At 50.8% G+C, this 22,177-nt stretch carries 19 protein-coding genes; 5 read left to right on the top strand and 14 right to left on the bottom strand.

Annotated elements, in window-relative coordinates; translation table 11 throughout:
• The first annotated feature begins 262 nt into the window (after positions 1 to 262).
• A complete protein-coding gene (locus DS739_RS01365) occupies positions 263 to 2,113 on the top strand; it encodes an HAD family hydrolase (protein WP_035352811.1) in 1,851 nt (616 codons plus the stop codon).
• 82 nt (positions 2,114 to 2,195) lie between these two features.
• Here DS739_RS01365 and DS739_RS01360 read toward each other — a convergent pair whose 3' ends face one another.
• The 6 genes from DS739_RS01360 to DS739_RS01335 all read right to left on the bottom strand — a co-directional run bounded on the left by DS739_RS01360 (position 2,196) and on the right by DS739_RS01335 (position 10,304).
• Positions 2,196 to 2,675 (bottom strand): hypothetical protein, encoded by a 480-nt coding sequence (locus DS739_RS01360; RefSeq protein ID WP_035352808.1) that lies wholly within the window; start codon positions 2,673 to 2,675, stop codon positions 2,196 to 2,198.
• Between the two features lie 230 nt (positions 2,676 to 2,905).
• Positions 2,906 to 5,650: a pitrilysin family protein gene (locus DS739_RS01355; RefSeq protein WP_035352805.1), complete on the bottom strand. Its 2,745-nt coding sequence runs from the start codon at positions 5,648 to 5,650 to the stop codon at positions 2,906 to 2,908.
• A gap of 42 nt (positions 5,651 to 5,692) precedes the next feature.
• Positions 5,693 to 6,358 carry a 2OG-Fe(II) oxygenase gene (locus DS739_RS01350; protein ID WP_035352803.1) on the bottom strand — a complete coding sequence of 222 codons (666 nt, stop codon included), beginning with the start codon at positions 6,356 to 6,358 and terminating at the stop codon, positions 5,693 to 5,695.
• Positions 6,359 to 6,444: 86 nt separating this feature from the next.
• Positions 6,445 to 8,694: an excinuclease ABC subunit UvrB gene (gene uvrB, locus DS739_RS01345; RefSeq protein WP_006116807.1), complete on the bottom strand. Its 2,250-nt coding sequence runs from the start codon at positions 8,692 to 8,694 to the stop codon at positions 6,445 to 6,447.
• Between the two features lie 68 nt (positions 8,695 to 8,762).
• The gene (locus DS739_RS01340; protein WP_006116806.1) at positions 8,763 to 9,215 is read right to left on the bottom strand and encodes a hypothetical protein; all 453 of its coding nucleotides are present in this window, start codon (positions 9,213 to 9,215) and stop codon (positions 8,763 to 8,765) included.
• A gap of 105 nt (positions 9,216 to 9,320) precedes the next feature.
• Positions 9,321 to 10,304 (bottom strand): aldo/keto reductase, encoded by a 984-nt coding sequence (locus tag DS739_RS01335; RefSeq protein WP_006116805.1) that lies wholly within the window; start codon positions 10,302 to 10,304, stop codon positions 9,321 to 9,323.
• Between the two features lie 134 nt (positions 10,305 to 10,438).
• On the opposite strand from DS739_RS01335, the gene DS739_RS01330 reads away from it, so the two are divergent.
• Positions 10,439 to 10,936 carry an NUDIX hydrolase gene (locus DS739_RS01330; protein WP_006116804.1) on the top strand — a complete coding sequence of 166 codons (498 nt, stop codon included), beginning with the start codon at positions 10,439 to 10,441 and terminating at the stop codon, positions 10,934 to 10,936.
• A gap of 15 nt (positions 10,937 to 10,951) precedes the next feature.
• Here DS739_RS01330 and DS739_RS01325 read toward each other — a convergent pair whose 3' ends face one another.
• The 8 genes from DS739_RS01325 to DS739_RS01290 all read right to left on the bottom strand — a co-directional run bounded on the left by DS739_RS01325 (position 10,952) and on the right by DS739_RS01290 (position 18,613).
• Positions 10,952 to 13,909, bottom strand: a complete 2,958-nt coding sequence (locus tag DS739_RS01325) for a glycosyltransferase (RefSeq protein WP_006116803.1) — start codon at positions 13,907 to 13,909, stop codon at positions 10,952 to 10,954.
• 106 nt (positions 13,910 to 14,015) lie between these two features.
• Positions 14,016 to 14,459, bottom strand: coding sequence for a disulfide bond formation protein B (locus tag DS739_RS01320; RefSeq protein WP_240190198.1), 444 nt, complete (start codon positions 14,457 to 14,459; stop codon positions 14,016 to 14,018).
• Between the two features lie 67 nt (positions 14,460 to 14,526).
• Positions 14,527 to 15,873: a trehalose-6-phosphate synthase gene (locus DS739_RS01315; RefSeq protein WP_006116801.1), complete on the bottom strand. Its 1,347-nt coding sequence runs from the start codon at positions 15,871 to 15,873 to the stop codon at positions 14,527 to 14,529.
• A 3-nt stretch (positions 15,874 to 15,876) separates the two neighbouring features.
• The gene (gene otsB / locus DS739_RS01310; RefSeq protein ID WP_006116800.1) at positions 15,877 to 16,620 is read right to left on the bottom strand and encodes a trehalose-phosphatase; all 744 of its coding nucleotides are present in this window, start codon (positions 16,618 to 16,620) and stop codon (positions 15,877 to 15,879) included.
• A gap of 174 nt (positions 16,621 to 16,794) precedes the next feature.
• The gene (locus DS739_RS01305; RefSeq protein ID WP_006116799.1) at positions 16,795 to 17,382 is read right to left on the bottom strand and encodes a DUF2155 domain-containing protein; all 588 of its coding nucleotides are present in this window, start codon (positions 17,380 to 17,382) and stop codon (positions 16,795 to 16,797) included.
• A complete protein-coding gene (locus tag DS739_RS01300; RefSeq protein WP_035352796.1) occupies positions 17,379 to 17,600 on the bottom strand; it encodes a hypothetical protein in 222 nt (73 codons plus the stop codon). Before DS739_RS01300 ends, DS739_RS01305 begins: the two co-directional genes overlap by 4 nt.
• A 50-nt stretch (positions 17,601 to 17,650) precedes the next feature.
• Complete coding sequence (mlaD, locus tag DS739_RS01295; RefSeq protein WP_006116797.1) at positions 17,651 to 18,196, bottom strand: outer membrane lipid asymmetry maintenance protein MlaD; 546 nt, start codon at positions 18,194 to 18,196, stop codon at positions 17,651 to 17,653.
• A gap of 48 nt (positions 18,197 to 18,244) precedes the next feature.
• Complete coding sequence (locus DS739_RS01290) at positions 18,245 to 18,613, bottom strand: NADH:ubiquinone oxidoreductase subunit NDUFA12 (RefSeq protein WP_035352793.1); 369 nt, start codon at positions 18,611 to 18,613, stop codon at positions 18,245 to 18,247.
• Between the two features lie 209 nt (positions 18,614 to 18,822).
• Here DS739_RS01290 and DS739_RS01285 point away from each other — a divergent pair, with 209 nt between their 5' ends.
• The 3 genes from DS739_RS01285 to DS739_RS01275 all read left to right on the top strand — a co-directional run bounded on the left by DS739_RS01285 (position 18,823) and on the right by DS739_RS01275 (position 22,090).
• Positions 18,823 to 20,379 carry a hypothetical protein gene (locus DS739_RS01285; RefSeq protein WP_006116795.1) on the top strand — a complete coding sequence of 519 codons (1,557 nt, stop codon included), beginning with the start codon at positions 18,823 to 18,825 and terminating at the stop codon, positions 20,377 to 20,379.
• Between the two features lie 76 nt (positions 20,380 to 20,455).
• Complete coding sequence (locus tag DS739_RS01280) at positions 20,456 to 20,920, top strand: RidA family protein (protein WP_003624824.1); 465 nt, start codon at positions 20,456 to 20,458, stop codon at positions 20,918 to 20,920.
• 21 nt (positions 20,921 to 20,941) lie between these two features.
• Positions 20,942 to 22,090 (top strand): GNAT family N-acetyltransferase, encoded by a 1,149-nt coding sequence (locus DS739_RS01275; protein ID WP_006116794.1) that lies wholly within the window; start codon positions 20,942 to 20,944, stop codon positions 22,088 to 22,090.
• Positions 22,091 to 22,177 lie beyond the last annotated feature (87 nt).

Genomic DNA, 22,177 nt, shown 5'->3' with positions numbered 1-22,177 from the left:
AAAAACACAACAGTTAACTATTCCTCTACATAAATTTATCATACTTATCTACGCTTTTCGTAATCTCCCCCTTCGATTAATTGCTTGAAAATACTTTCTTTCAACTCGTCGGAAGATTATAATAACGTTAATCATGTAATATGAATTGAATTTTTATAATCTCTCAATGAGGCTCCATTCTCTTACCCATCTCTCTTGTTAAACAAATCATCCCTCCACTGCCAACCCAAACAAAATAAGAGCTATATTGGCGGAGTTCTTTATGCCTACAACAACAAAAAATAATTCTCCTCTTGCATCTCCGGATTTTCTATTCCCTACAGATCTCCAAAAAACAGAGCGCAAAATTAATCGCGTTCTTCTTGTTGGCTCCTGCCTAACTTCCTTATATCTAGAAGCCTTTAAGGGATATTATCCAGGTATAAATTTTGATTACATTCCTTACAATTTTGTAAGCATTTTACCAAAATCTCCGCCCGCACCAGCAGATCAGTATGATCTACAATACGTGCAAATCCCACTACGCACTGTTTTAAGTGACCGTGTGGTAGAAGGCTTTCAACTGAATGATCCGGCTTTTGCAGAAAGTATCCTGCACGATGCATTCAACACGCTGGATGTCATGCTGGATGCCGCACTGCTTTACAACCGCGAACATGGATTACTGACATTTGTCTCTAATTTCATAGTTCCGCAAATGAGCACAGCTTCCAGCATACTCTCACAAGGTACAGAAACAGATCTCACCTACATGGTAAGACGCCTGAACATGTATCTGGCCCAGAAAATTTCCAGTTATAAAAATGCTTATGTGCTGGATGTTGATTCTGTTGTGTCCTCTTTAGGCAAACGTTATGTGCTGGATGATATTATTTACTTCCATACCCATGGTGGCCTGTCTTTTCAGGATTGGGATGATTTCGGTGCGATTGAGCGCAATGAGCCCATTCCTGCACTGGAAACCATTTATCCCATTCATCGGGAAGAATTTGTTAAAACCATCTTTCGCCAGATTGTTGCAGCCTACCGCACTGTGCATCAGGTAGATCAAGTCAAGGCCGTTATTTTTGACCTGGACAATACCCTGTGGCGCGGCCAGATAGCAGAACATTATCGGCCAGAAGTGCAACCTTGGCCACGCACAGATGGCTGGCCTGTGGGTTTGTGGGAAGCTGTTCATACCTTACGCGCACGTGGCATTCTGGTGGCTATCTGCTCCAAGAATGATGAAGCCTATGTGCGCGAACGATGGGATGACATTATCAACCCGCAGTTTATCAAACTGGAAGATTTTGCCTCTGTCAAAATCAACTGGGTTCCCAAACCAGAAAACATTGCCGCTATCTGTCAGGAGTTCAATATCAAGCCTAAAAGCGTTGTGTTTGTAGATGATAATCCTGTAGAACGCGCTTCTGTTAACACGGCTTTTCCTGAAATTCGCACAATTGGCGGCAACCCGTATCTCACACGCCGCATCCTTTTATGGGCACCCGAAACACAGGTTGCTCGTCTCACGCAGGAATCCGCCAAGCGAGAAACCATGATCCGAGGACAGATTGCCCGTGAGGAAACACGCGCCAGCTTGAACCGTGAAGAATTTCTGGCATCCTTGGAATGTACGGTTTCCCTCACCTACATCACAGATGCAGAGCAACCGGAACTGGCCCGCGCGCTAGAGCTTACAAACAAGACCAATCAGTTCAACACTTCTGGCACACGCTGGACATTTCAGGAACTCTCTCGCTTTCTAAGTGAAGGCGGAGAGATAATTGTTGCAACTGTTCAGGACAAATTCACCAATTACGGATTGGTAAGTGTGCTTTACCTGCGCAATAATGAAATTGTGCAGTTTGTTATGAGCTGCCGTGTTTTAGGCATGGAAGTTGAAACAAGCATTGTTGCTGATGTTGTCAGCCATGTTCGGGAAAAACATGGAAATGTCCGTATAACAGCTTCTATCCATAACCTTCCGGATAATACGCCATGCCGTAATATTTATAAAGATTGTGGTTTCCGGGAAGATTGGGTTTCAGAAAACATTCACTATTACATTCTGGATGAAACGAAAGACGTAGAGTTCCCATCTCACATAGAAGTTGTAGAAGAAGTCTGACGCTTTTATTAAAACAGCATAAATAAAAAAGGGGCGTATGGTTTTAACACCCATACGCCCCTTTTTAAACTTTAAGAGCCTCCTAGCGCAAAGGCCGCCCTTCCTGAAAACCATAACAAATATAATGGATGAAAGGCCCCGGCCCAAACCCTGCAACATCAGGATTTACACGTAGATAGGAAAGGCTATCAAACAGCGCGTTAGGGTTTCTACCTTCCTTAGCACCATAATCCAGAAAATGTTCAAGCGGATCTACGCCCGCCTCACGAATATCTGGGTAAGCATTAAGGTACCACTGACTATCAAAGAAGATAGCCGCCCGACGTTCTTTTTCAGCTTCTTGTTCCACAATACCCGCCTGAGACTGAAGTGCCAATGCAATTTGTTCTGCCGCTGGAGCCGGTGTTGGCTCTGCTACAGGAGCTATTTCAACTTGTTCTGTAACCTGTGGCTCCGCTACTGGTTCATGTGTCTCTAACACTGCGGGAGCCGCAACCTTTTTACGTGCCACTTTTACACGAGAAGAACGAACCTTACCAACAGGCTTTTTTTCACCAGACACCGCAATACCCCCTCGTGATCTTTTGCATATCAAGAACTTCAGCACGTAAATGATTTTCTGACAGACCTAATACAAGCATAACTATTTTTCTGTCCAGAAAATACTGACACCAAATTCCCTCGTAATATTGTTAACTTCTAGACACGAGAAAAACAAACACGATTTACAATGTATCCGTAAAATGCACAGAAAGAACCTTTCTTAAAACATTTACGAATACATGTAATCCATTACCAAGTAGGCGTAGGCCCCTTTACAATAACCGCAAGGTCATCTGGCCTGATCCACTTACGGAATGCGGCCTGTACTTCTGCACCCGTTGCCTTGTAATAAACTTTTGCGCCCCGATCCGTATTATCAAGCGGCAAACCCAGATCTTCCAAATAAAGATACTGCGCAGCAATTCGGGCCAAACTCGCTCTGGCAAGCGGCAAGCTCCGCAGAAGTGAAGCCTTGGCCAAAGAAAGCTCTTCTGCTGTAGGTGGTGCAGACTGCATGGCTTTCAGGTCTTTCATGACAACATTCCGCGCTTTACCAACCTTATCCGGGTCTGCACCATAATTAACAGTATAGGCCCCGCGCGTACGTCCCCAATCAAAGGAACTGCTTACAGAATAAACATAACCTGTTTTCACCCGCATATCTCTATACAGACGCGAGGAGAACAGACCGCCCCCCAGCACTTCATTGCCCAACTGCAGCAGGAAATGATCAGGATTTTGTGCCGTTAGCCCCAGTGTTTCCGCCAACACAACATCATTCTGCACGCTGCTCTTATCAGGCACCGTTGCGCGTGATGTTTTGCTAAGTGGCACGGTAGGCAAATTCACATCAGGTGCCGGGCCTTCGGCTTTCCAACCACCAAAAGCTTTTTCTAATACCGCCTGTGCTTTTTCGGGCGTGATATCACCTGTTACAACAATAGTTGTCAGATCCGGGCGCCACGCATTTTGGTAATAATGCAGCACATCATCACGGGTTATGCTCATAATAGATTCAGGCGTAGCATCACGCTGTGTCGGGTCTGTTTCCGGCAGAATGGCAGCCTTGATAGCTTTATCAAACAAATGCCCGGGAGATACCAGTTCCCCAGCCTGAGCTTGTGCCAACTGCGTGCGCACAACCGTAAAATCTTTTTCAGGGAATGCTGGATGCAGTTCATTTTCAGCAAGCAGATCCACGCCCTTTTCAAAATCAGGCGTAAGAACTTGTAAGGAGAAATTGCCCCCGGCATCTTCCCATGCTGGCACATCATCAAGCGCTTTCTGGAAAGCCAGACGATCATGCTGCGTTGTGCCGTAGGAGAACAGAGCTTCCGTTAAACTATGCACGCCCTCCTTGCCTTTGGGTTCCTGCAATTCGGGCGTCTGGCGGATTTGACCAGAAAGCTGAATGGTGTGGCTGACATGAGAAGGCCAGACAATCAGCTTGATACCGTTAGATAATGTGCTAACCGCAGGGAGTGGTGTCGGTTTAGGTTCTTCCAGTTGGGCCAGAGCTTTTTCGGCCCATTGCGGCAATTTTACTGGCTTATCCGGGGTGCTTGCAAAAGATTCCGCCCCTCCAAACCCTTTACCAGAAACTGCCTTGCCTGATGCTTCCGGGGTAAGAATGGCAGACACAGCATGTGCTGGATCAAGCAGCTTTGCAGCCAGATCATTTACCGCCTTTGGCGTAACAGCCTGATAAGCAGCCACCAGATCACCCGGGCTATCTAGGTTCTGAAATGCCAATGCGTTAGACCAGATAGATGCCAGACCACTTACAGAATTGGCAGAAAACTGAAGCTGGGCAATTTCTTTCTGCTTTGCGGCTTCAACCAATTCTGCTGGCACGCCTTCCTTACGGATTTTTTCCAACACAGCTTTCATAGCGTTCATGGGGCCAGAAGCATCTGTGCCTTTAGGAAAAGCCGCAAGCGCCAAACCAAAACCAGCTTCTTTTTTAGGAGCATATTCAAACCCTGCGTACAACGCCTTGCCCTGCGGTACCAGATCATACAGGGCACCACGCTGGCTGGAGAGCACATCTGAGAGAATATCAGCCGTTGCAAAATCTGCTGAAGAACTGCCCGCCATGGGGAATGCAAGCGTGGCAAACCCAACAGGATAATCTGTAGAAAGCGTGAGTGTTTTAGCAGGCGGCGCTGCCGGAGCTATCTTGTGGCGCTGCGGCAGATCCTTGCGCGGAATATCAGCAAACGTATCCTGTACCAGCTGCAAGGTAGAAACAGGGTTAATATCCCCCACAATCACCAGTACGGCATTATTGGGGCCATACCATTTTTGGTAAAAATCTTTCAGATCCGCCGCCGTGGTTTTATCAAAGGATGGCCGCGTGCCCAGTGCATCGTGTTCGTAAGGCGTGCCTGCAAACAAAATACCCTGCAACTGTTCCAGATACCGATAGGCGGGGCTTGAAAGATCACGCGCAACTTCCTGCTCAATCGCGCCACGTTCTTTTTCCCAATCCGCTTCAGACAGGGTTAAGCCATTCATGCGCAGGGCTTCAATTTTAAGCAGAACAGGTAAATCCTGTGCCTGTGCTGTATAGAAATACTGCGTGACATCTTCTGTTGTATCTGCGTTGTAACTGCCGCCCAAACGCGTGCCTATAGCTGCAAGCTGGTCTTTATCCAGCCCTTTGCTGCCACGGAACATCATATGTTCCAACGCATGCGCCGTACCCGGAAACCCATCTGGCACTTCTGCCGAGCCAACAAGATAATTAATTTCTGTGGTCACAACCGGGGCCAGCCGGTTAGGCACAATAACAACCTTAAGGCCATTAGGAAGCGTTGCACGCACAACCTGTGCACTGCTCAGGCTAGGAGGCACAAGAGCGGACGGCATACCCGGTGCGGCATCCTGAGCATGAGCCGATGTGGAAGAAAGAGCAGTTCCCCCTAACAGGGCCAGCGTTATAGCCAGCAGTGAAAAATGTGTGCGGGCAGCAGACGGCTTGCGAAAAATCATTCAGGCTTCCTGTTCATGCAGAAACAGATCAAAAAAGAAAAGTTACTGCCCCAACTGAGGCAAAGGCAACTTTTTAACCAATGCAGAAAGTTTATGCCGCCGCAGTTCAGACCGGGCGCGTGCATCTTCTGTCATGTAATTTAATTGGATAGTATAGCGCTGCCCCACAAACTGCTTATGCCCATGCCATGTTGTTGGGCCGTTGGGGAAAATCAGCAAAGTGCCATCTACGGGCGGTACTTCCTTGGCGTAATCCTCTATATCATGCGGGCCACGCAAAAGGCGCAAACAGCCTTCCTGCCGTTCCCATGCCTCCCCCACCCCTGATGGATTAAGATACAGCAAAATGGTTACACGCTTGGCCAATGAATCCGTATGGATACGGCCATCTTTTTCTCGCGTGCGCCCACGAATGGTCAGCATGGAAGGTGCATGATCGAGATTGAGGTGAAATTTTTCCGCCACAATTGCCTTTAACCGTGGGCCTTCCAGTTCTTCCACCAAATGCTCCATAAGGGGAGAAAGCTGCAAGGAATCTGGCGGAAAAGACCCCCCAGACACAATATGCGGCCGATGCGCAAACAAACGCCCCAGATCTTCTGAACGGATAAAATGCGGCACCACCACATGCGGGAAAGGATCAGGTGCAACAGAAGCCTGTTCCAGTGCTGTATAATCCGGCTGGATAAAAGTATCTGACGTTGTCATGCCGTAATGTCCGCACAAATAAGGGTTTGCTATGCGGACGGTAGAAGGGTTAAGCGGCAGAAACAAGGCCTGCCGCAATATGGGTGTTATTTCCGCTTTTTCCGCCTGGCTGCCGGATCATATCCACCCCCGCCCGGCCCTAGTGGCCGTGGCACCTTATCTTTTTTAGGTTTGCGGCCACTTGTCTGAGCTTTTCCTGCTGTTGAGGCCGCTACCGGAGGCGGTTCCAGTCCAAGCTGCAAGGCTTCCAACCGCTGAATTTCATCTCGTAACCGTGCCGCAGTTTCAAACTCCAGCTCTGCCGCGGCAGAACGCATACGCTTTTCCAACCCGGCAATAGCGGCCCCTAGATCCTGCCCCACAAACTCTGCCACGCCCGTATCTTCATCCGGCGCAATGGTAACGTAATCCTGTTCGAACACAGAAGACACAATATCACTAATATGCTTGCGCACACTTTGTGGCGTAATGCCGTGCTCTGTATTCCACGCCATCTGTTTTTCGCGCCTGCGGGCTGTTTCCTCTACTGCGTATGTCAGAGAATCCGTCATTTTATCTGCATACAGCAGAACCCGGCCCTCTACATTTCGGGCCGCACGGCCAATAGTCTGGATAAGAGATGTGCGGGAACGCAAGAACCCTTCCTTATCTGCATCCAGAATAGCTACAAGCGCACACTCTGGAATATCCAAACCTTCTCGCAGCAAGTTAATGCCGATGAGAACATCAAATGCTCCCATGCGCAGGTCTCGGATAATTTCTATCCGTTCCAGTGTATCTACATCGGAATGCAGATACCTTACCCGAATACCAGCTTCATTCATGTAATCGGTTAAGTCTTCCGCCATGCGTTTAGTAAGTGTTGTCACCAACACACGGCCACCTTTGGCAATGGTGGTACGACATTCTGCCAACAGATCATCCACCTGATGTTCTACAGGCCGAATAATTGTAATGGGGTCCACCAACCCGGTGGGGCGAATAACCTGTTCAGCAAACACGCCACCTGTGCGTTCCATTTCCCATGGGCCGGGTGTGGCACTTACAAAAAGGCTTTGTGGGCGAAACTTGTCCCACTCCGCAAAATTCAAAGGCCGGTTATCCAGGCAGGAAGGAAGCCGGAAACCAAACTCTGCCAGCACGGATTTGCGCGCATGGTCTCCGCGTTCCATGCCGCCAATCTGCGGCACTGTTACGTGGCTTTCATCTACAATCAGCAGCGCATCTTCAGGCAGATATTCAAACAGGGTTGGTGGTGGATCACCCGGTTTGCGACCAGAAAGATAGCGGGAGTAGTTTTCGATCCCCTTACACACCCCTGTTGTTTCCAGCATTTCCAGATCAAAAGTGGTGCGTTGGTCCAGCCGTTCTGCTTCCAGCAACTTACCGGCCTTTGTAAACACATCAAGCTGTTCGCGCAGTTCCTGCTTGATGCCCTTAATGGCCTGATTCAACGTCGGACGTGGTGTAACGTAGTGACTATTTGCGTAAATTGTAATTTCCTGCAGATCAGCCGTTTTTTCACCCGTTAGCGGGTCAAATTCTATTAACCCGTCAACTTCATCGCCAAACAGAGAAACACGCCAGGCCCTGTCTTCATTCTGCACGGGAAAAATGTCTATTGTTTCACCACGCACCCGGAATGTACCGCGTGCAAATGCGGCATCGTTCCGACGGTACTGTAATTCAACAAGGCTTTTTATAAGCTTATCCCGGTCTATCTCTCCGCCCAGCTCCAGCTTCACCACCATGCGGGAATAGGTTTCCACAGACCCAATACCGTAAATGCAGGAAACAGAAGCCACGATAATTACATCGTTCCGCTCCAGCAGCGCCTGCGTAGCCGCATGGCGCATACGGTCAATCTGTTCGTTTATCTGGCTGTCTTTTTCAATATACGTATCAGAACGCGGCACATAGGCTTCTGGCTGATAGTAATCATAATAACTTACAAAATATTCCACAGCATTATTAGGGAAAAACTGCTTCATTTCTCCATAAAGCTGCGCAGCTAATGTCTTGTTGGGCGCAAGAATAAGTGTGGGTTTTTGCGTGGCCTCAATAATCTTGGCCATGGAAAAGGTTTTACCCGAACCCGTAACCCCTAACAGAACCTGATCGCGCTCTCCAGCTTCTACCCCGGCCACAAGTTCACGAATAGCCTGCGGCTGATCCCCTGCCGGTTCGTATTCTGACACCACTTCCATACGCTTGAGGCGTGGACGAGGAGCCTGTTTTTCCGGCTCGAACAGAACGGGGGGAAGACTGGCCGCACGCTCGCTTAATGAAGGGCGCTTTTTGCCACGTGCCGCAGAGGAGGAGGTTTTGGAAGCCATTGCTCAAACATGGGCTGCCGCAACCCCTTGCGCAAGATATGAAACACACAGGCCGTTACAAAACGGCCCTAACGCACCACATGAAACAGAATGCGGGAAAGCGGAGTATGAGAAAGCACAATCACCACCAGCCCCAGCCCGATGCCAACACGCCCGCCGATATAGGTACACGCCTGAGAAAGCTCATCCCGGCTGGCCATATCCATAAACGGATCAAGCCCTTTATAATCAGCCAGTGCACGCATGCTCCGATAGCGAGAAAGTGCATCTGCCCCTAACCCGGCACGGCTAAACTGCTGGGCGCTGTAGTTATCCAGATCTTCCTTACGAAACTGAATGGCCCCTGCGCGCTGAGAAACAGATTTGGGCCCACCCCCGAGCATTTCCAAAAATCTGAGCCTTCGGGCAGGAATACCCAAATATTCCGCAGCCTCTGCCCGCCCCAATACCTGCTGAAGCGGAAACATACAGACTGTCGCCTGCTCAGGCTCGGCCTGATAAGGAGGGTGCGGCTCTTTCATAACTTAACAGAGTGCGAAAAAAGCCACATCTGAGTCAATGCGTATGGGCCACCGCCAGCCTTGCGGGTAGAACAGGGCTGGATAAGCCAGCCCTGTTCCGCCAGATTAAGCCCGCAAAGGCGGAGCCATAAACTCCGGGCCTACCGGGTCTTTAATATCCTTGGCAAGAATTGCATCAATAGCCTGCATGTCTTCTGCATCCAGCTTCCAGCCAAAAGCATCATCCACACCTGCAATCTGCTCTGGCTTACGTGCACCCCACAGCGCAATAGTTGGGCCGCGATCCAACACCCAGCGAATAGCCAGTGCCAGCATGCTTTTGCCATGCTTATTGGCAATGGCTTTAAGGTCTTCCACCGCCTGCAAATACTGGCCAAAACGCGGCTGCTGGAACTTGGGATCTGTTTTACGCAGATCATCCCCTTCAAACTTCCGGTCTGCCGTCATGCGGCCCGAAAGCAAACCACGGCACAGAGGGCCATAAGCCAGCACCACCAGATTGTTTTTTTCTGCATATGGCAGCACATCACGCTCTATTTCGCGCTCAAACAGGTTGTATGGCGGCTGCACAGCAGAAACAGGTGCAAACTTCCGGAATTCATCCATCTGCGCGGGTGAGAAATTGCTCAGCCCCAAGGCTTTAACCTTGCCACTTTTCACCAGATTTTCCAGAGCACGGGCTGTTTCTTCAAACGGAGTGCATGTATCTGGCCAATGAACCTGATACAGATCAATATAATCTGTGCGCAGGCGGCTTAAAGATTTTTCAACTTCCTCTTCAATCCGTGCAGACCGACTATCCCGGAAAACCTTTCCATCATGCCAGTTCAGCCCCACCTTGGTAGCCAGAATAACACGGCCACGCCGACCTTCCAAAGCCTTGCCAATAATTTCTTCAGAATGCCCAAATCCATAGACTGGTGCTGTATCAATCATATTGATACCAAGCTCCAAAGCTTCATCTATCGTCTTGCTGGCGTTTGCATCATCTGCGCCACCCCACATGGAACCACCAATGGCCCACGTGCCAAGCGCAATGCGGGAGGCTGGTTTGGCTATACCCGGAATGGCAATTGTATCTGCCGACATAAGATGTGCTCCTTGATAGCTAATTTATATTTTCCATGCACAACATTCCGCACGGTTATGGCTGTATTTAACACGCATTTTCTGCATTTGGGCAAAGAGAAAAAATAGCCCAACCCCTTTTACGCAGATAAGGGTTGACCAGCATTCATGACCTTCTACACTTCCCGATCATGAAAACATCATGCCATTCCTGCCTTCCGCGTTCCGGTGTTCTTGCTATTGTGCGAAGGCAGAATAATTTTCTGCTTGTCCGCCGCGCTAAAGCACCAGATGCCGGATTATGGGGTTTTCCCGGCGGGCGGATTGAACCGGGAGAAACTATTTTTTATGCCGCAGAACGCGAGCTTTTGGAAGAAACATCCTTACCAGCAAAAGCAACTTCTGTAATAGATGCATTTGATAGCTTGCATTATGATGCTCATGGAAAGCTAGAGTTCCACTACATCATTCTTGCCGTAAGGTGTGAGGAACAAGAACACACCCATAACCCCGTACAAGCTGGTGATGATGCCTTGGAAGCCCGTTGGTTTTCCTATCAGGAAATCAGCACACTAGGGGTACGAGCCAGCGCACGGCTGCACAGTCTGGCACGTCAGATTTTGAAAATGGAAGATCCCACTTACCTCACCTGACGTGCTAGGATTATTTTAGGAAATTTCTAAAATATCCTTTATCTTTTTTATATAATTCTCTTGTGTGTTTTCTGTAGAAATCCGTTTGAGTTCATGCGCATGCACGTTGTCCCACAACTGCTTGTCTTCATACAGCCGGACAATAGCATCCGCAAAACCCTGCGCGTCCGATACACTGGCGCACAGCATATCTTCACCAGGCACCCATCCAACCTGTTCACACAAAATATCCGTTGCAACAACAGGAATACCATGTGCTGCGGCTTCATGCAGTTTGTAGGGAATACCCGCCGCATACCGGGTTGGCGCCACAAATACCCGGTGGCTATTATAAACAGGTGTTACATCCTCTACCCGCCCCGTTACCACAATACGCGGGTTGTTTATAAGTGATGTAAGATCAACACGCGGGTTTACATAGCCACAGACTGTAAATTTAACGTCTTCTGGCAAACGGCCATCCAGTAATGGCAACACTTCTTTGCTAAACCACGCCAAGGAATCTACATTTGGTGAATCCTGATCATGCATGGCCCCCAGAAAAAGAATATTCCGGCGATCTTCCCATCCGGGAGACCACGTTAAAGCGTTTTGCAAATGACCTAGAACATGAACATTAGAAAAACCGTGAGCATTAAGTATTTTGGAATCCTTACTGTTCACTGCAATAATTTTTTCAGACATGAACAAATGCCTGAATTCATGCTTCAAAAGCTCATCCACTGTTTTTTCTGGTGTTTGCCCGCGCAATTCCATTTTACGATATTCACGCGGCGCGGATACAGCCTCGGTATCCGTAATCACCATTGCACCCGTTAGGGCATCAGCACAATCCATAAGCACAGGGGCCAGACGATCTGCATTATGCGTGCGTGCAATCCAGATGGCATCATAATACCCAGCGCGGGATTTAATAAAATCTTCTAGTTCTGGTAATTCTCGATCCCAAATCACCTCTGCCCGATCCGGAAAAGCCATGCAGATATCTTCCTGAGATTCTGTTGGTCTAAATACCGGGTACACCGTTACTTGGCATCCAGCAGCAATCATGCTGCGTACAATATCGTTTGAACGCGTAAAGCCTGATCCCAAAAACCGATAGGGCAACCTGTCTTCAATAAATAAAACGCGCTTCTGACCCTGCTTGCTGAAACGTGCTGTTGTCAGCATTCTGGGGTTGTTCAGGCTTTTCTGGCGCAAATATGCCGTATGCTTACGGCGGAACACATCCTGATTACGCGCTATCATGGATGCGCCACTCATGAAACTGGATGTGCCATACTCGTAATGTATTACAACCACCGAGGGATCATACACCACATCAAACCCAGCTTCATGAATACGCAAGCACAGATCTGTTTCTTCAAAATACGCAGGGGCATAATCTATATCAAAGCCCCCCAACTGGCGCAGCAGGGGCGTGCGTATCATCAAGAATGCACCGGCGCAATAATCTACAGATCTTACAAAATTAGCTTCTGGAACATCGGGGCGCTGATCACGCAGATAGCCGCACACCGATCCATCGCGCCAGACAATACTACCTGCTTCCTGCAACAAGCCATTGGTGCGTACAAGTTTGCCACCAACCGCCCCTATTTTTATTTCATGCCGTAACCGAGCCAAGGCATTGCCAATGGCTTCTGGCATCAGCTCTGTATCGTTGTTCAGATAAAGTGTGAATGGGCCATGCACTTTTTCCAATGCCGCATTACAGCCCAGCAAAAAGCCAACATTACCGGGAAACCGCACAACATCCAGACCGCGCACATAACGTTCAATATGGCGCACACCATCTGTAGAGCCGGAATCCACTACAATAACCTGCATTTGACCATTATAATTAGCACGTAGCGAGGCCAACGCGCTCATGGTCATGGCGAACAGATTATGTGCTACAATAATAATGCTTAAATCTGGTGCATCGTATGTAAAATCCAGAGTCTGATTCAAAAGAACAGGCAACCGAATGCGGCACATTTCATGATAGAGCTTTTTGGAAAGGGCCTCACTTTCCTTCAGCTCTTCCATATCATCTTCTAGCCTGCCGCCGTGGGCGATATAATGTGCGAACGCATCTGGAAAATCACCACGCGTAACTTCCTTTTGCACAACGGCATTACGGTAGTAGGATTCAAGGTCAATATTGGCGCTTGGTTTGCGGAGTTCATGCACACCATAGCGCAGAAAATGTTCATAAAAATTACGGAAGTTTCCGCTTTCAACCGCACCGCTTACATCATGATTCACGCTGCCATAAAACTCTTCAGAGAAATAGGCATTCGGGTTGTAATCTGTTGGGGTGGAATTAGACAGATAATGATGCAAGGCAGAGAGCCAGCGCCCTGAAGCCAGTTCCTTCCCGACATGCGGATAGGTTTCCAGATACCATTCAGGATCAAAATACCAAGACAGACGCTGACCATACCCCTGCTCAGGCCTCAGGTTACGCACACATTGTGCAAATGCACCCAAACCTTCAATACGTGCATGGCCACTTTTAAGATATGCTGTTGCGTTAAAAAACCATGATCCCGTTAAAAACTGTTCGTCACCCACATTCAGGTAATGATCATAGAGATTCCGAAACCCTGCTTCTTCCAACGTTGCAGGCTGAAGAGTTGGGTGCTGCTTGAAATAAAATTCACGATCAAAAAGCCAATGAGGATTGTGGGAAGAAAATCCTGTTTGGCAATAATGATCAAACCCGGATCTCCATTCACCTTTCCCCACAGCTTCAGCAACCGCAGGATAACGCCGCAGATACCAATCCTCATCAAAATACGGGTTGGGTGAATGACGTAATGCTGGCCCTTTTTCCCTATAAAATTCCTCTAATACTTCTGCACCTTCAAGGTCTAGAAATTTCAGAACATCTCCATATTTTGCTGCGTACCATGTTGCGTCGAATACGCTCCAATCGATTGTTTTAATATTGCCACTTAAAGACATAGAGATATCCTGACATTGCATTCAGGCACACAGTATAAGATTTATACGCGGTGCTTCAACCGCTACAATACGGCAACGAAGTTATCACGCCTTCAACAATAAAAACCTAACACTTAAAATATAATATTTAATGGAAAATACGGCGCGTCACACGTTCCAGCTTTTTACGCCAAACCACAAACACCCATAACACAATAGCTGCGTACAGGCCGCCCATTGCCGCCATGGAAACAGGAACACCCGGCACCAGATACGTGGCTGCATCACAGGGTTTGGAAGGCAGCAGTGGCATAGAAGCCAGCCGCTCCGCCATAGTGCGCCCATATATATGAGGCGCGTGGCACGCAGGCAGCGGGCTTGGCCACCATTGCCACTCCACCCCTACATGGCAAATAGAAAGGCCGATATCCGCCACCATAAAAGGCACCGTCAACCACAAAAGGTGTCGTGCTACCTTATCGGGCAACACAGCGGCCACAATGGCTGTGCCTAATAGCAAACGCCATGGCCAGCGTTCCCACAGGCACAGTTCGCACGGCATAATTTGCAAAACATGTTGGGTGTACCACACCACCCCAACGCCAATAACGCCGCACCTGCCAAAAATAGCGCCAGCGGCCGAGATGCGTGGCTCCCCCTCATTCAGACCGCACCTCTGCCAAAGCCGTAATAAAGGAACGCGCCCAACTGCCAGCCGTAACGCGCCAGACATCTGGCTTCAGCCGCTTCCACCGCAGTTGTCTTTCAGAAAGAGACATGCTGAGTGATTTATGCAAGGCATCTGCCACTTCATCTGCATCATGCGGGTTTACCAAAAGCGCATCTTCCATTTCTGGCGCAGCACCAGCAAAACGGGAGAGAATAAGCACGCCGGGATCTTTCGCATCCTGAGCTGCCACATATTCCTTGGCAACCAGATTCATACCATCCCGCAGAGGTGTTACCAACGCTGCGTGAGAAAGGCGGAAAAATGGGGCCAGCAGTTCACGCGGGACAGGGTGCGTAAGGTAACGGATAGGAACCCAGTCAAAATCTCCATACGTGCCGTTAATATGGCCAACCACACCATCCAGCTCTTCGCGCAGCACCTTGTATTCTGGCACACTACCGCGAGAAACCGGGGTGATCTGAAGATAAATAACCTTACCGCGGTATTCCGGATATTTGCGCAAGAACACTTCATACGCCCGAAAACGCTCCGGTAGCCCCTTGGAATAATCCATACGGTCCACACCGATAATCAGCGGCAAGCCCCGCAGGCTTTTTTCAAGCTTCTGCACTTCCGGGTTATCTAAACCGGAGGAAGCCTGCTGCTGAAAGCTTTCTGGATCTATTCCAATCGGAAACACACGGGCCTGCGCTGGCACCCCAACAACAGAAAAACCTTCATTAACATTGCGCGCGTCATCTTCCGTCTGCACACCCATCACATCATAGGCGCGCAAAGATCGCATCAGCTTTTCAGCACCAGGCAAGGCCCGCATGAGGCTCCATGGTGGAAATGGAATGTGCAGGAAAAACCCGATACGGCACTTTATCCCCTGTTCCCGCAGCGCAAGCCCAAGTGGGAACAGATGGTAATCATGCACCCATATCAAATCATCAGATTTTAAGAGGGGGGCAAGCTTCTGCGCGAACATGGTATTCACGGCATGATATGTGTGCCGATCCTGCCGACTATAACTCATCAGCCCTGCGCGGTAATGGCAAAGCGGCCACAGGATTCCGTTGGAATACCCTTCGTAAAACCCATTATATTCTGATTTGGTCAGATCTACAGTAGCGTAAGTCACGTTATCTACCGTGTCTATGCTTACGCGCCGATCCTCCCCTTCATCATCTGAAATTTGTTGCCCAGACCATCCAAACCACAGGCACTCCTGCCCTTGTACAGCATCACGCAGAGCAACAGCCAAGCCACCAGCAGGTTGGGCTCGCTCACGCACAGCCGGAACGCGATTGGAAACAATAACAAGACGCCCCATCCCTTACCGGCTCCCGCCTGTAAGAGAGGTCAGCCAAGCCCGAAAAATAGAAGGGGTTGGAAAATCAGATGGAATACGCAACCCAACGCCCCCCATTCTGCGTACAGCAGCTATAGCATCTTCATCCGTTACATCATCCCCTACAAACACAGGCTTTTTGCCCGTAAAGGGAGGACTTTCCATTAACAGAGAGACAGCATAGCCTTTATCAATTCCGGCGGGGCGAATTTCCCATGCCATTTTTGCCGGCAAAAGCAAGAATGTGCCCTTAGAGTGCTTAACCCATTCACTAGCTGCCTGGCGCAACGTTTCTGCTGCTTCCGGTGCGGCACGGTAATGCAGAACAAAGCCGCCTTCTTTGTGCTCTAACCGCGTGCCGGGCAATGTTGCCAGCAAATCCCGCGCTTGAGCCAGCCATTCAGGCGGCAGGGTAGGCAATGCTGCACGTTCAATCGGGCCACCGGGCCGATGCCGAATAGCTACCCCGTGTTCACCTGCAACAGCAAAAGGCACATCACCCAGAAAATGATCTATCTGATCAATGGGGCGGCCAGAAACAACGGCCAAGGCATCTCCGCATGCTTCACGCAGGCGGCGCAGGCTATCAAGAAGCCCATTTGGCACCACAACAGATTCTGGCGTGGGAGCAATATCCACCAGAGTACCATCAAAATCGAGCAGAAAGGCAGTTTCGTTTAACGGGGGTAGATGAAAACGGAAATCCTGCGCACCGAGAGAACCTAGCACGTTTGCACCTCAATCCTTGTTGTGATGTCCAGCTATAATAACAAGAGTGCCAGGCACTTGCAGCTAGACCATTGTTTTGACACGTTGCCGAACACCCCCTGCTTCGACAACCACCGATCTTACAGACCTGCCGCGCGGAACCGGCACAAAAACGAAACGGTTCCTTACCTAACGTTAGTAAACGCCGCCGGTTTCTTGCTTGTCTGGTATGGCATCGGGAATATCCGGGCTGCCCGCATGGCCGGAAGATGCCCCATCCCCCGCAGGCGCTGGCACCGTATCCGAGCCAGATGCAGGGGGCGCAACGGGGGCTACAGGTTTGGGCAGTGGGGGCAACATAGGCTCTGTATCCGCGCCCTCGCACCGCACCATCCGCACATCGTAAACCGGACTTTCAAACACACCTAATGCAGGCTCTGCTGCCAGCATCCAGCCCTGAAAGGCGGCTCCGTTAGGGTGTTTATCCTGCACGGCCAGCCACGCTGCGGCATCGGGCGAAAGCGTTGGAGGGCGCTGCAAACAGCGTGAAGGTGTAATGTCCAGACTTTTATAATGTGCTGTTGTGCCTACCGGAACCGAAATTACCTCTACATGGGCATCCAACCTGTCCAGAACACGCACAACAGCCGTATTTTTACCTTGCCATGTATCTGGCGCATAAACTGCCGGAGGCGCTAAAGCAGAGCCCGCAGCCTGCGCCAAAACAGGCGCCCCAGCCAAAATAGCCCCACAAGCCACGGCTTTATATGTTGCGCGCTTCATGCAGCTTGCCCTCCGTTTTTAGGGGAGGCAAGGCTCTCAACCATATCCTTCAAACGCGCCCGCATAAATTGTTCACTCACCCCCATCAGCATGGCATCCTCAAACGCATCGCGCATAATATCCTGCACTTCCTGCCAGTTTTCTTCCAAAACACGCAGCTTTTCATGGCAGGTTATGGGGTTTCCATCATCCTGCGGCCAGAAGCGTGGCTTTTCCATGCTGTTGTTTCCCGGCTTCACTCTAAAATTAACGGATTTTTATGTCTGTTTCAGGGCAGATCATTCCCACCCGCGCCACCACCATTAGTAGGTGCTGCTTTGTTGGCACGTGTGAGCGTATCCGTAACCGAGAAAATAAACTTGCTGAGCAACTGCTCCAGACTGATGGAGCCCTGTGTCTGCCCAACTGTTTCACCGGGTTTAAGGGTTTTGTCATCCCCGCCGGGGGAGAGGGCAATATACTTGCCGCCCAGCAGGCTATCACTGGTAATAATAGCCGCTGTATCATCTGAAAGGTGAATATCAGGCCGCACAGTAAATGTGACATGCGCCTTGAAGCTGTGCGGATCTACTGTTTCACTTACCACTTGCCCAACGGTTACACCTGCCAACCGCACATCAGAGCCAATATCCAGCCCATCTATGTGCGTGAAATCGGCATTAAGCTGGTAGCCGGTTGTATCTGTCTTGCGGCCCTCGCCCACCACGGCGGCCACCAGCATACCGCCGATAGCCACCAGCACAACTGTGCCTGTAAGCAGTTCTGTCAGACTACGCCGAGATTTTTCTGCCATTGCTGAAGCCATAAGCCGCATCGCACTCCCTGTATTGCCTGTTCGGTTTAGCAGGAAATGCGCAGCAGATCACGCATCAGGTGTCCATGCCTCGTAATCTCCTGTCGCAGGTGGGTGCTGGCCGGTGGAATACAAGCTGCCCGCAGGCCTGTAAGCTTGCGCCGTGCCTGTCATATTCGGCTGATACGGAAGCTGCCAGGGCTTACGCTCTTCCACCGGAATAGGAGCGTCCAGCGTATGGTGCAGCCACCCCCACCACTCTGGCGGCACGGCCGAGGCATCCTCCCCTTTCAGGTAGATCACCCAGCGTTCGGGCCGTTCCACCCCGCCACCCTGACGGGCCGGGCCTGTTGATTCGTAATAACTGCGGCCATCGGCATCCTTGCCAACCAGCCGCCCCTTCCGGCGCGTATGCAGCCATGTTCCAAAGTTTGCCATGCTATGGATGATAGGACTCCACACTCCAGCCAGTCCATGAAATATGCACGTGCTTCCGATCAACTGCGCTCGAGCAGCCGGTATTTGGACAGGAAACGCAACTTCACAAAAAGTTATCCCCCATATCCTCATTATGCAGAGTGTTAACCGCCTTTTGGCAGCACGATTCCGGGTTCCGACGCGATGGGCTGAAACGATAAACTGCCCACATGAACGCAACAGCCAGACGCCACTGGAATGGCGTGCTGATGAGCACGCTAGAGGCCGCAGCAGATCCGGACGCTCCCCTTCGCTCCGTTACGCTGCCCGCAGAATGGGATACAGATGCCGCAACGGCATTGGCCCAGCTTGTACCAGGAGATGAAGCGCTGGATCTGCCCAGTCTTGCCTCCCGCTGGATTGATGCGCTGGCACCAGATGATGCCACGGCCCGATCTTTGGTATGGATGCTGCTTACACGGCAGGCCGCGCCAACAGAAGCCGTATGGCATTGCCGTTTTGACCGCCCGCCCGGCTTTATTGTTAATCTGGCAGCTTTTGTTTCCCCCGGTGAAGGATTTGCTGCGCGCACATTTGTTGCGGCCCTGCGGCTGATCTGCTCCGTATTGCGCCATGCCGCCAGCACACTGGCAAACCAGCGCAATGGTGAACTGCCGCTGCCAGATTTATTTGCACCGGAACAAGCAGAAGCAACCCCCACCACGCCAACAGATACACTGGCCCCCACCCCGCTAGCCGGTGATATTTTGCTGACCAATCTGGATGCCTGCCTTGCAGGCGTTGGACTGGATTATGATAGTGAAGATGGCCGCGCCGCTGCATGCGCCATAGCTGCATTGGCCACCTTAACTGCCCATGCAGGCCGAGGGCCGGAATCCCTCCCACTGCCGCCAGTGCGCACTGTTCTGCCCGGATTGGGAGAAACCCTGCGCGCGGTTTGGAACGAAGCGGCCGTAGAAACAGAAACACCTTTGGCCCCGATTGAAACCGGCTTTTCTTCCTCCAACCCGATAGACGGGCTTTTGGGCGTAGAAGCTTGTGGGCTAGCGCCAGCTTTTTCCATGCTGCGGCCAGATGGCAAACTTTCCAGAAGCGCTTTACTGCGGTTGGAAGCGCGGGATTTTACGGTTGAAACAGCTTTGGCTGCCGCGCTGGCAGGTGAAACTGTTCTCCCCCAACCCGGCCCCAATGCACATCTGGCCATGTATCGGGCTCTCACTGGGTTTGTGGACCGTATGCCCGCACGGCCAGAAGTGCAAAACCAGCCTACCCGCAACAAGCTGGAGCGCGGGGTGCGCCGCACGCTGCCCCCACGGCACGGTGGCTTTACACAAAAAACCACTATTGGCGGCCATCGGCTGTTCCTACGTACTGGGGAATATGAAGATGGCACACTAGGTGAGCTGGCCCTTACCCCCACGCGGGAAAGCGGCATGGTGCGCGGGCTGATGGAAAGCTTGGGCGAAGCCGTGAGCATTGGCCTTCAATACGGTGCCCCGCTGGAAGCCTTTGTGGAAAACTTTGCCTATACCTGTTTTGGCCCGGCTGGCACCGTAGAGGGAGACCCCGTTGCCTCCTACGCCACATCTATGCTGGACTACGCCTTCCGGGCTTTGTCAGACACATATTTAGGTGTTCGGCTGCCAGATGGCCCGCATCAGGATGCACAATCTGACCCAGACCCCCTTCTGCCGCTAGATCTGCCAGAAGCAGATGATACGCCGCCTACTGGGCGCAAACGCCGTAATCTGCGGCTTGTCTGCTAAAGACATACGGTTCATTCTGCGGGGCAAGAGGCCATTTTCTGCTTCTTACCCAGCTTTTTAACACAAGGAATACAGCGTGATGAGCACTCCTGAATCCCGTCTGGCTGAACTTGGTATCGAACTTCCCACCCCTGCCGCACCTGTTGCCAACTATGTGGCCTGCGTACAAACAGGTTCTCTGCTGGTAGTTTCCGGCCAGCTCCCTCTTAAAGATGGCAAGCTGTTTGCTACCGGCAAGCTGGGTGATGCCGTTTCTGTTGAAACAGCGGTTGAAGCCGCGCGTTACAGCATGATCAATGTAATTGCACAGGTGCGTGCCGCAGTGGGTGACCTTTCCCGCGTGAAGCGCGTAGTACGGCTGGGTGGCTTTATTGCCTGCACACCAGAATTCACCTCGCACGCGGCCGCCATGAATGGCGCATCTGACTTGGCCGTTGCCGTATTTGGTGATGCCGGACGCCATGCACGCTCCACCGTTGGCGTGCCTTCTCTGCCGCTGGATGCGCCGGTTGAAGTAGAAGGGCTGTTCGAAATCGGCTAAATTTGCAGGAAAGACACAGACATGCCTGACTGGTCCGTATCTCTGCACAACAGTATCCATGCCATTCCAGAAATGGAGTGGAATGCCTGTGCAGGGGTGGACAACCCATTTGTCAGCCATGCCTTTCTTTCTGCATTGGAAGACAGCGGTTCTGTACGCCGTGAAACAGGCTGGCTGCCACAGCATGTCAGCCTGCATGCGCCAGATGGACAACTGGCCGCCACATGCCCTGCCTATATCAAGGGCCATTCATGGGGCGAGTATGTGTTCGACCAAGGTTGGGCACGCGCCTTTGAAGCCGCTGGGGGGCGCTATTACCCCAAAATGCAAATTGCCGTGCCCTTTACCCCAGCACCCGGCCCACGCCTTTTAACGCGGCCAGATGCACCGGCAGAAACCAAAGCAGTTATGGCAGATGCTTTGCGCCAGATCTGCCACGATACCGGCCTTTCCTCTGCCCATGTTACATTCTGCACCAAGCAGGAAAGCGATAATCTGGCTGAACGCGGATGGCTGCCCCGATTAGGTTTGCAGTATCACTGGCATAATAAAAACTACACCAGCTTTGATGATTTTCTGGAAACACTTTCATCTCGCAAACGCAAAGCTATCCGGCGGGAGCGGCGTGATGCCAATGCCGCTGGCCTAAGCTTTCATACCCTGCGCGGATCAGACATTACGCCTGAAGATTGGCAAGCTTTTTACACATTTTACCAGAATACAATTGATAAGAAGTGGGGCAACGCCTACCTGACGCCCGATTTTTTTCCGCTACTTTCTGAACGCTTACAAGACCGTGTTGTGCTGATGATAGCACGGCACGAGGGTACACCAGTTGCCGCAGCCCTAAACCTTTTGGGGGGCGATACATTGTATGGCCGCAACTGGGGGTGCATTGGCAACTGGCCGTTTTTACATTTTGAGCTGTGCTATTATCGCGCCATAGATTTTGCCATTTCCCACGGCCTCAAGCGAGTAGAGGCTGGGGCGCAGGGTGAACATAAAATCCAGCGTGGCTATCTGCCTGCCCTCACACATTCTGTCCATTGGCTGGAAAATCCCTCACTCCGCAACGGTGTTGGGGCTTTCCTTCAGGCAGAACGCCCGGCCATATTGGCGGAAGCCGAAGCCCTTAACGCACTTTCTCCCTATCGGCAGGGTGAAACATGACCTGAAATTTCGTGTACATACCGGACATTTACACCTGAAAACGTTGTCGTTTGGCGTTTTTTTGCGTATGCCCCGGCTTGAAACTCC

Origin of the sequence: Acetobacter sp. JWB (assembly GCF_003323795.1) — a bacterium.
Classification (GTDB): Bacteria; Pseudomonadota; Alphaproteobacteria; order Acetobacterales; family Acetobacteraceae; genus Acetobacter; species Acetobacter oryzifermentans.
This window is presented reverse-complemented; position numbering and strand designations above follow the sequence as displayed.

Excerpts from the sequence above, each read along its gene's own strand:
- DS739_RS01365 (WP_035352811.1), top strand. The coding sequence starts at position 263 with ATGCCTACAACAACAAAAAATAATTCTCCTCTTGCATCTCCGGATTTT.
- DS739_RS01355 (WP_035352805.1), bottom strand. The coding sequence starts at position 5,650 with ATGATTTTTCGCAAGCCGTCTGCTGCCCGCACACATTTTTCACTGCTG.
- DS739_RS01350 (WP_035352803.1), bottom strand. The coding sequence starts at position 6,358 with ATGACAACGTCAGATACTTTTATCCAGCCGGATTATACAGCACTGGAA.
- uvrB (WP_006116807.1), bottom strand. The coding sequence starts at position 8,694 with ATGGCTTCCAAAACCTCCTCCTCTGCGGCACGTGGCAAAAAGCGCCCT.
- DS739_RS01340 (WP_006116806.1), bottom strand. The coding sequence starts at position 9,215 with ATGAAAGAGCCGCACCCTCCTTATCAGGCCGAGCCTGAGCAGGCGACA.
- DS739_RS01335 (WP_006116805.1), bottom strand. The coding sequence starts at position 10,304 with ATGTCGGCAGATACAATTGCCATTCCGGGTATAGCCAAACCAGCCTCC.
- DS739_RS01325 (WP_006116803.1), bottom strand. The coding sequence starts at position 13,909 with ATGCAATGTCAGGATATCTCTATGTCTTTAAGTGGCAATATTAAAACA.
- DS739_RS01315 (WP_006116801.1), bottom strand. The coding sequence starts at position 15,873 with ATGGGGCGTCTTGTTATTGTTTCCAATCGCGTTCCGGCTGTGCGTGAG.
- DS739_RS01305 (WP_006116799.1), bottom strand. The coding sequence starts at position 17,382 with ATGAAGCGCGCAACATATAAAGCCGTGGCTTGTGGGGCTATTTTGGCT.
- DS739_RS01300 (WP_035352796.1), bottom strand. The coding sequence starts at position 17,600 with ATGGAAAAGCCACGCTTCTGGCCGCAGGATGATGGAAACCCCATAACC.
- mlaD (WP_006116797.1), bottom strand. The coding sequence starts at position 18,196 with ATGCGGCTTATGGCTTCAGCAATGGCAGAAAAATCTCGGCGTAGTCTG.
- DS739_RS01290 (WP_035352793.1), bottom strand. The coding sequence starts at position 18,613 with ATGGCAAACTTTGGAACATGGCTGCATACGCGCCGGAAGGGGCGGCTG.
- DS739_RS01285 (WP_006116795.1), top strand. The coding sequence starts at position 18,823 with ATGAACGCAACAGCCAGACGCCACTGGAATGGCGTGCTGATGAGCACG.
- DS739_RS01275 (WP_006116794.1), top strand. The coding sequence starts at position 20,942 with ATGCCTGACTGGTCCGTATCTCTGCACAACAGTATCCATGCCATTCCA.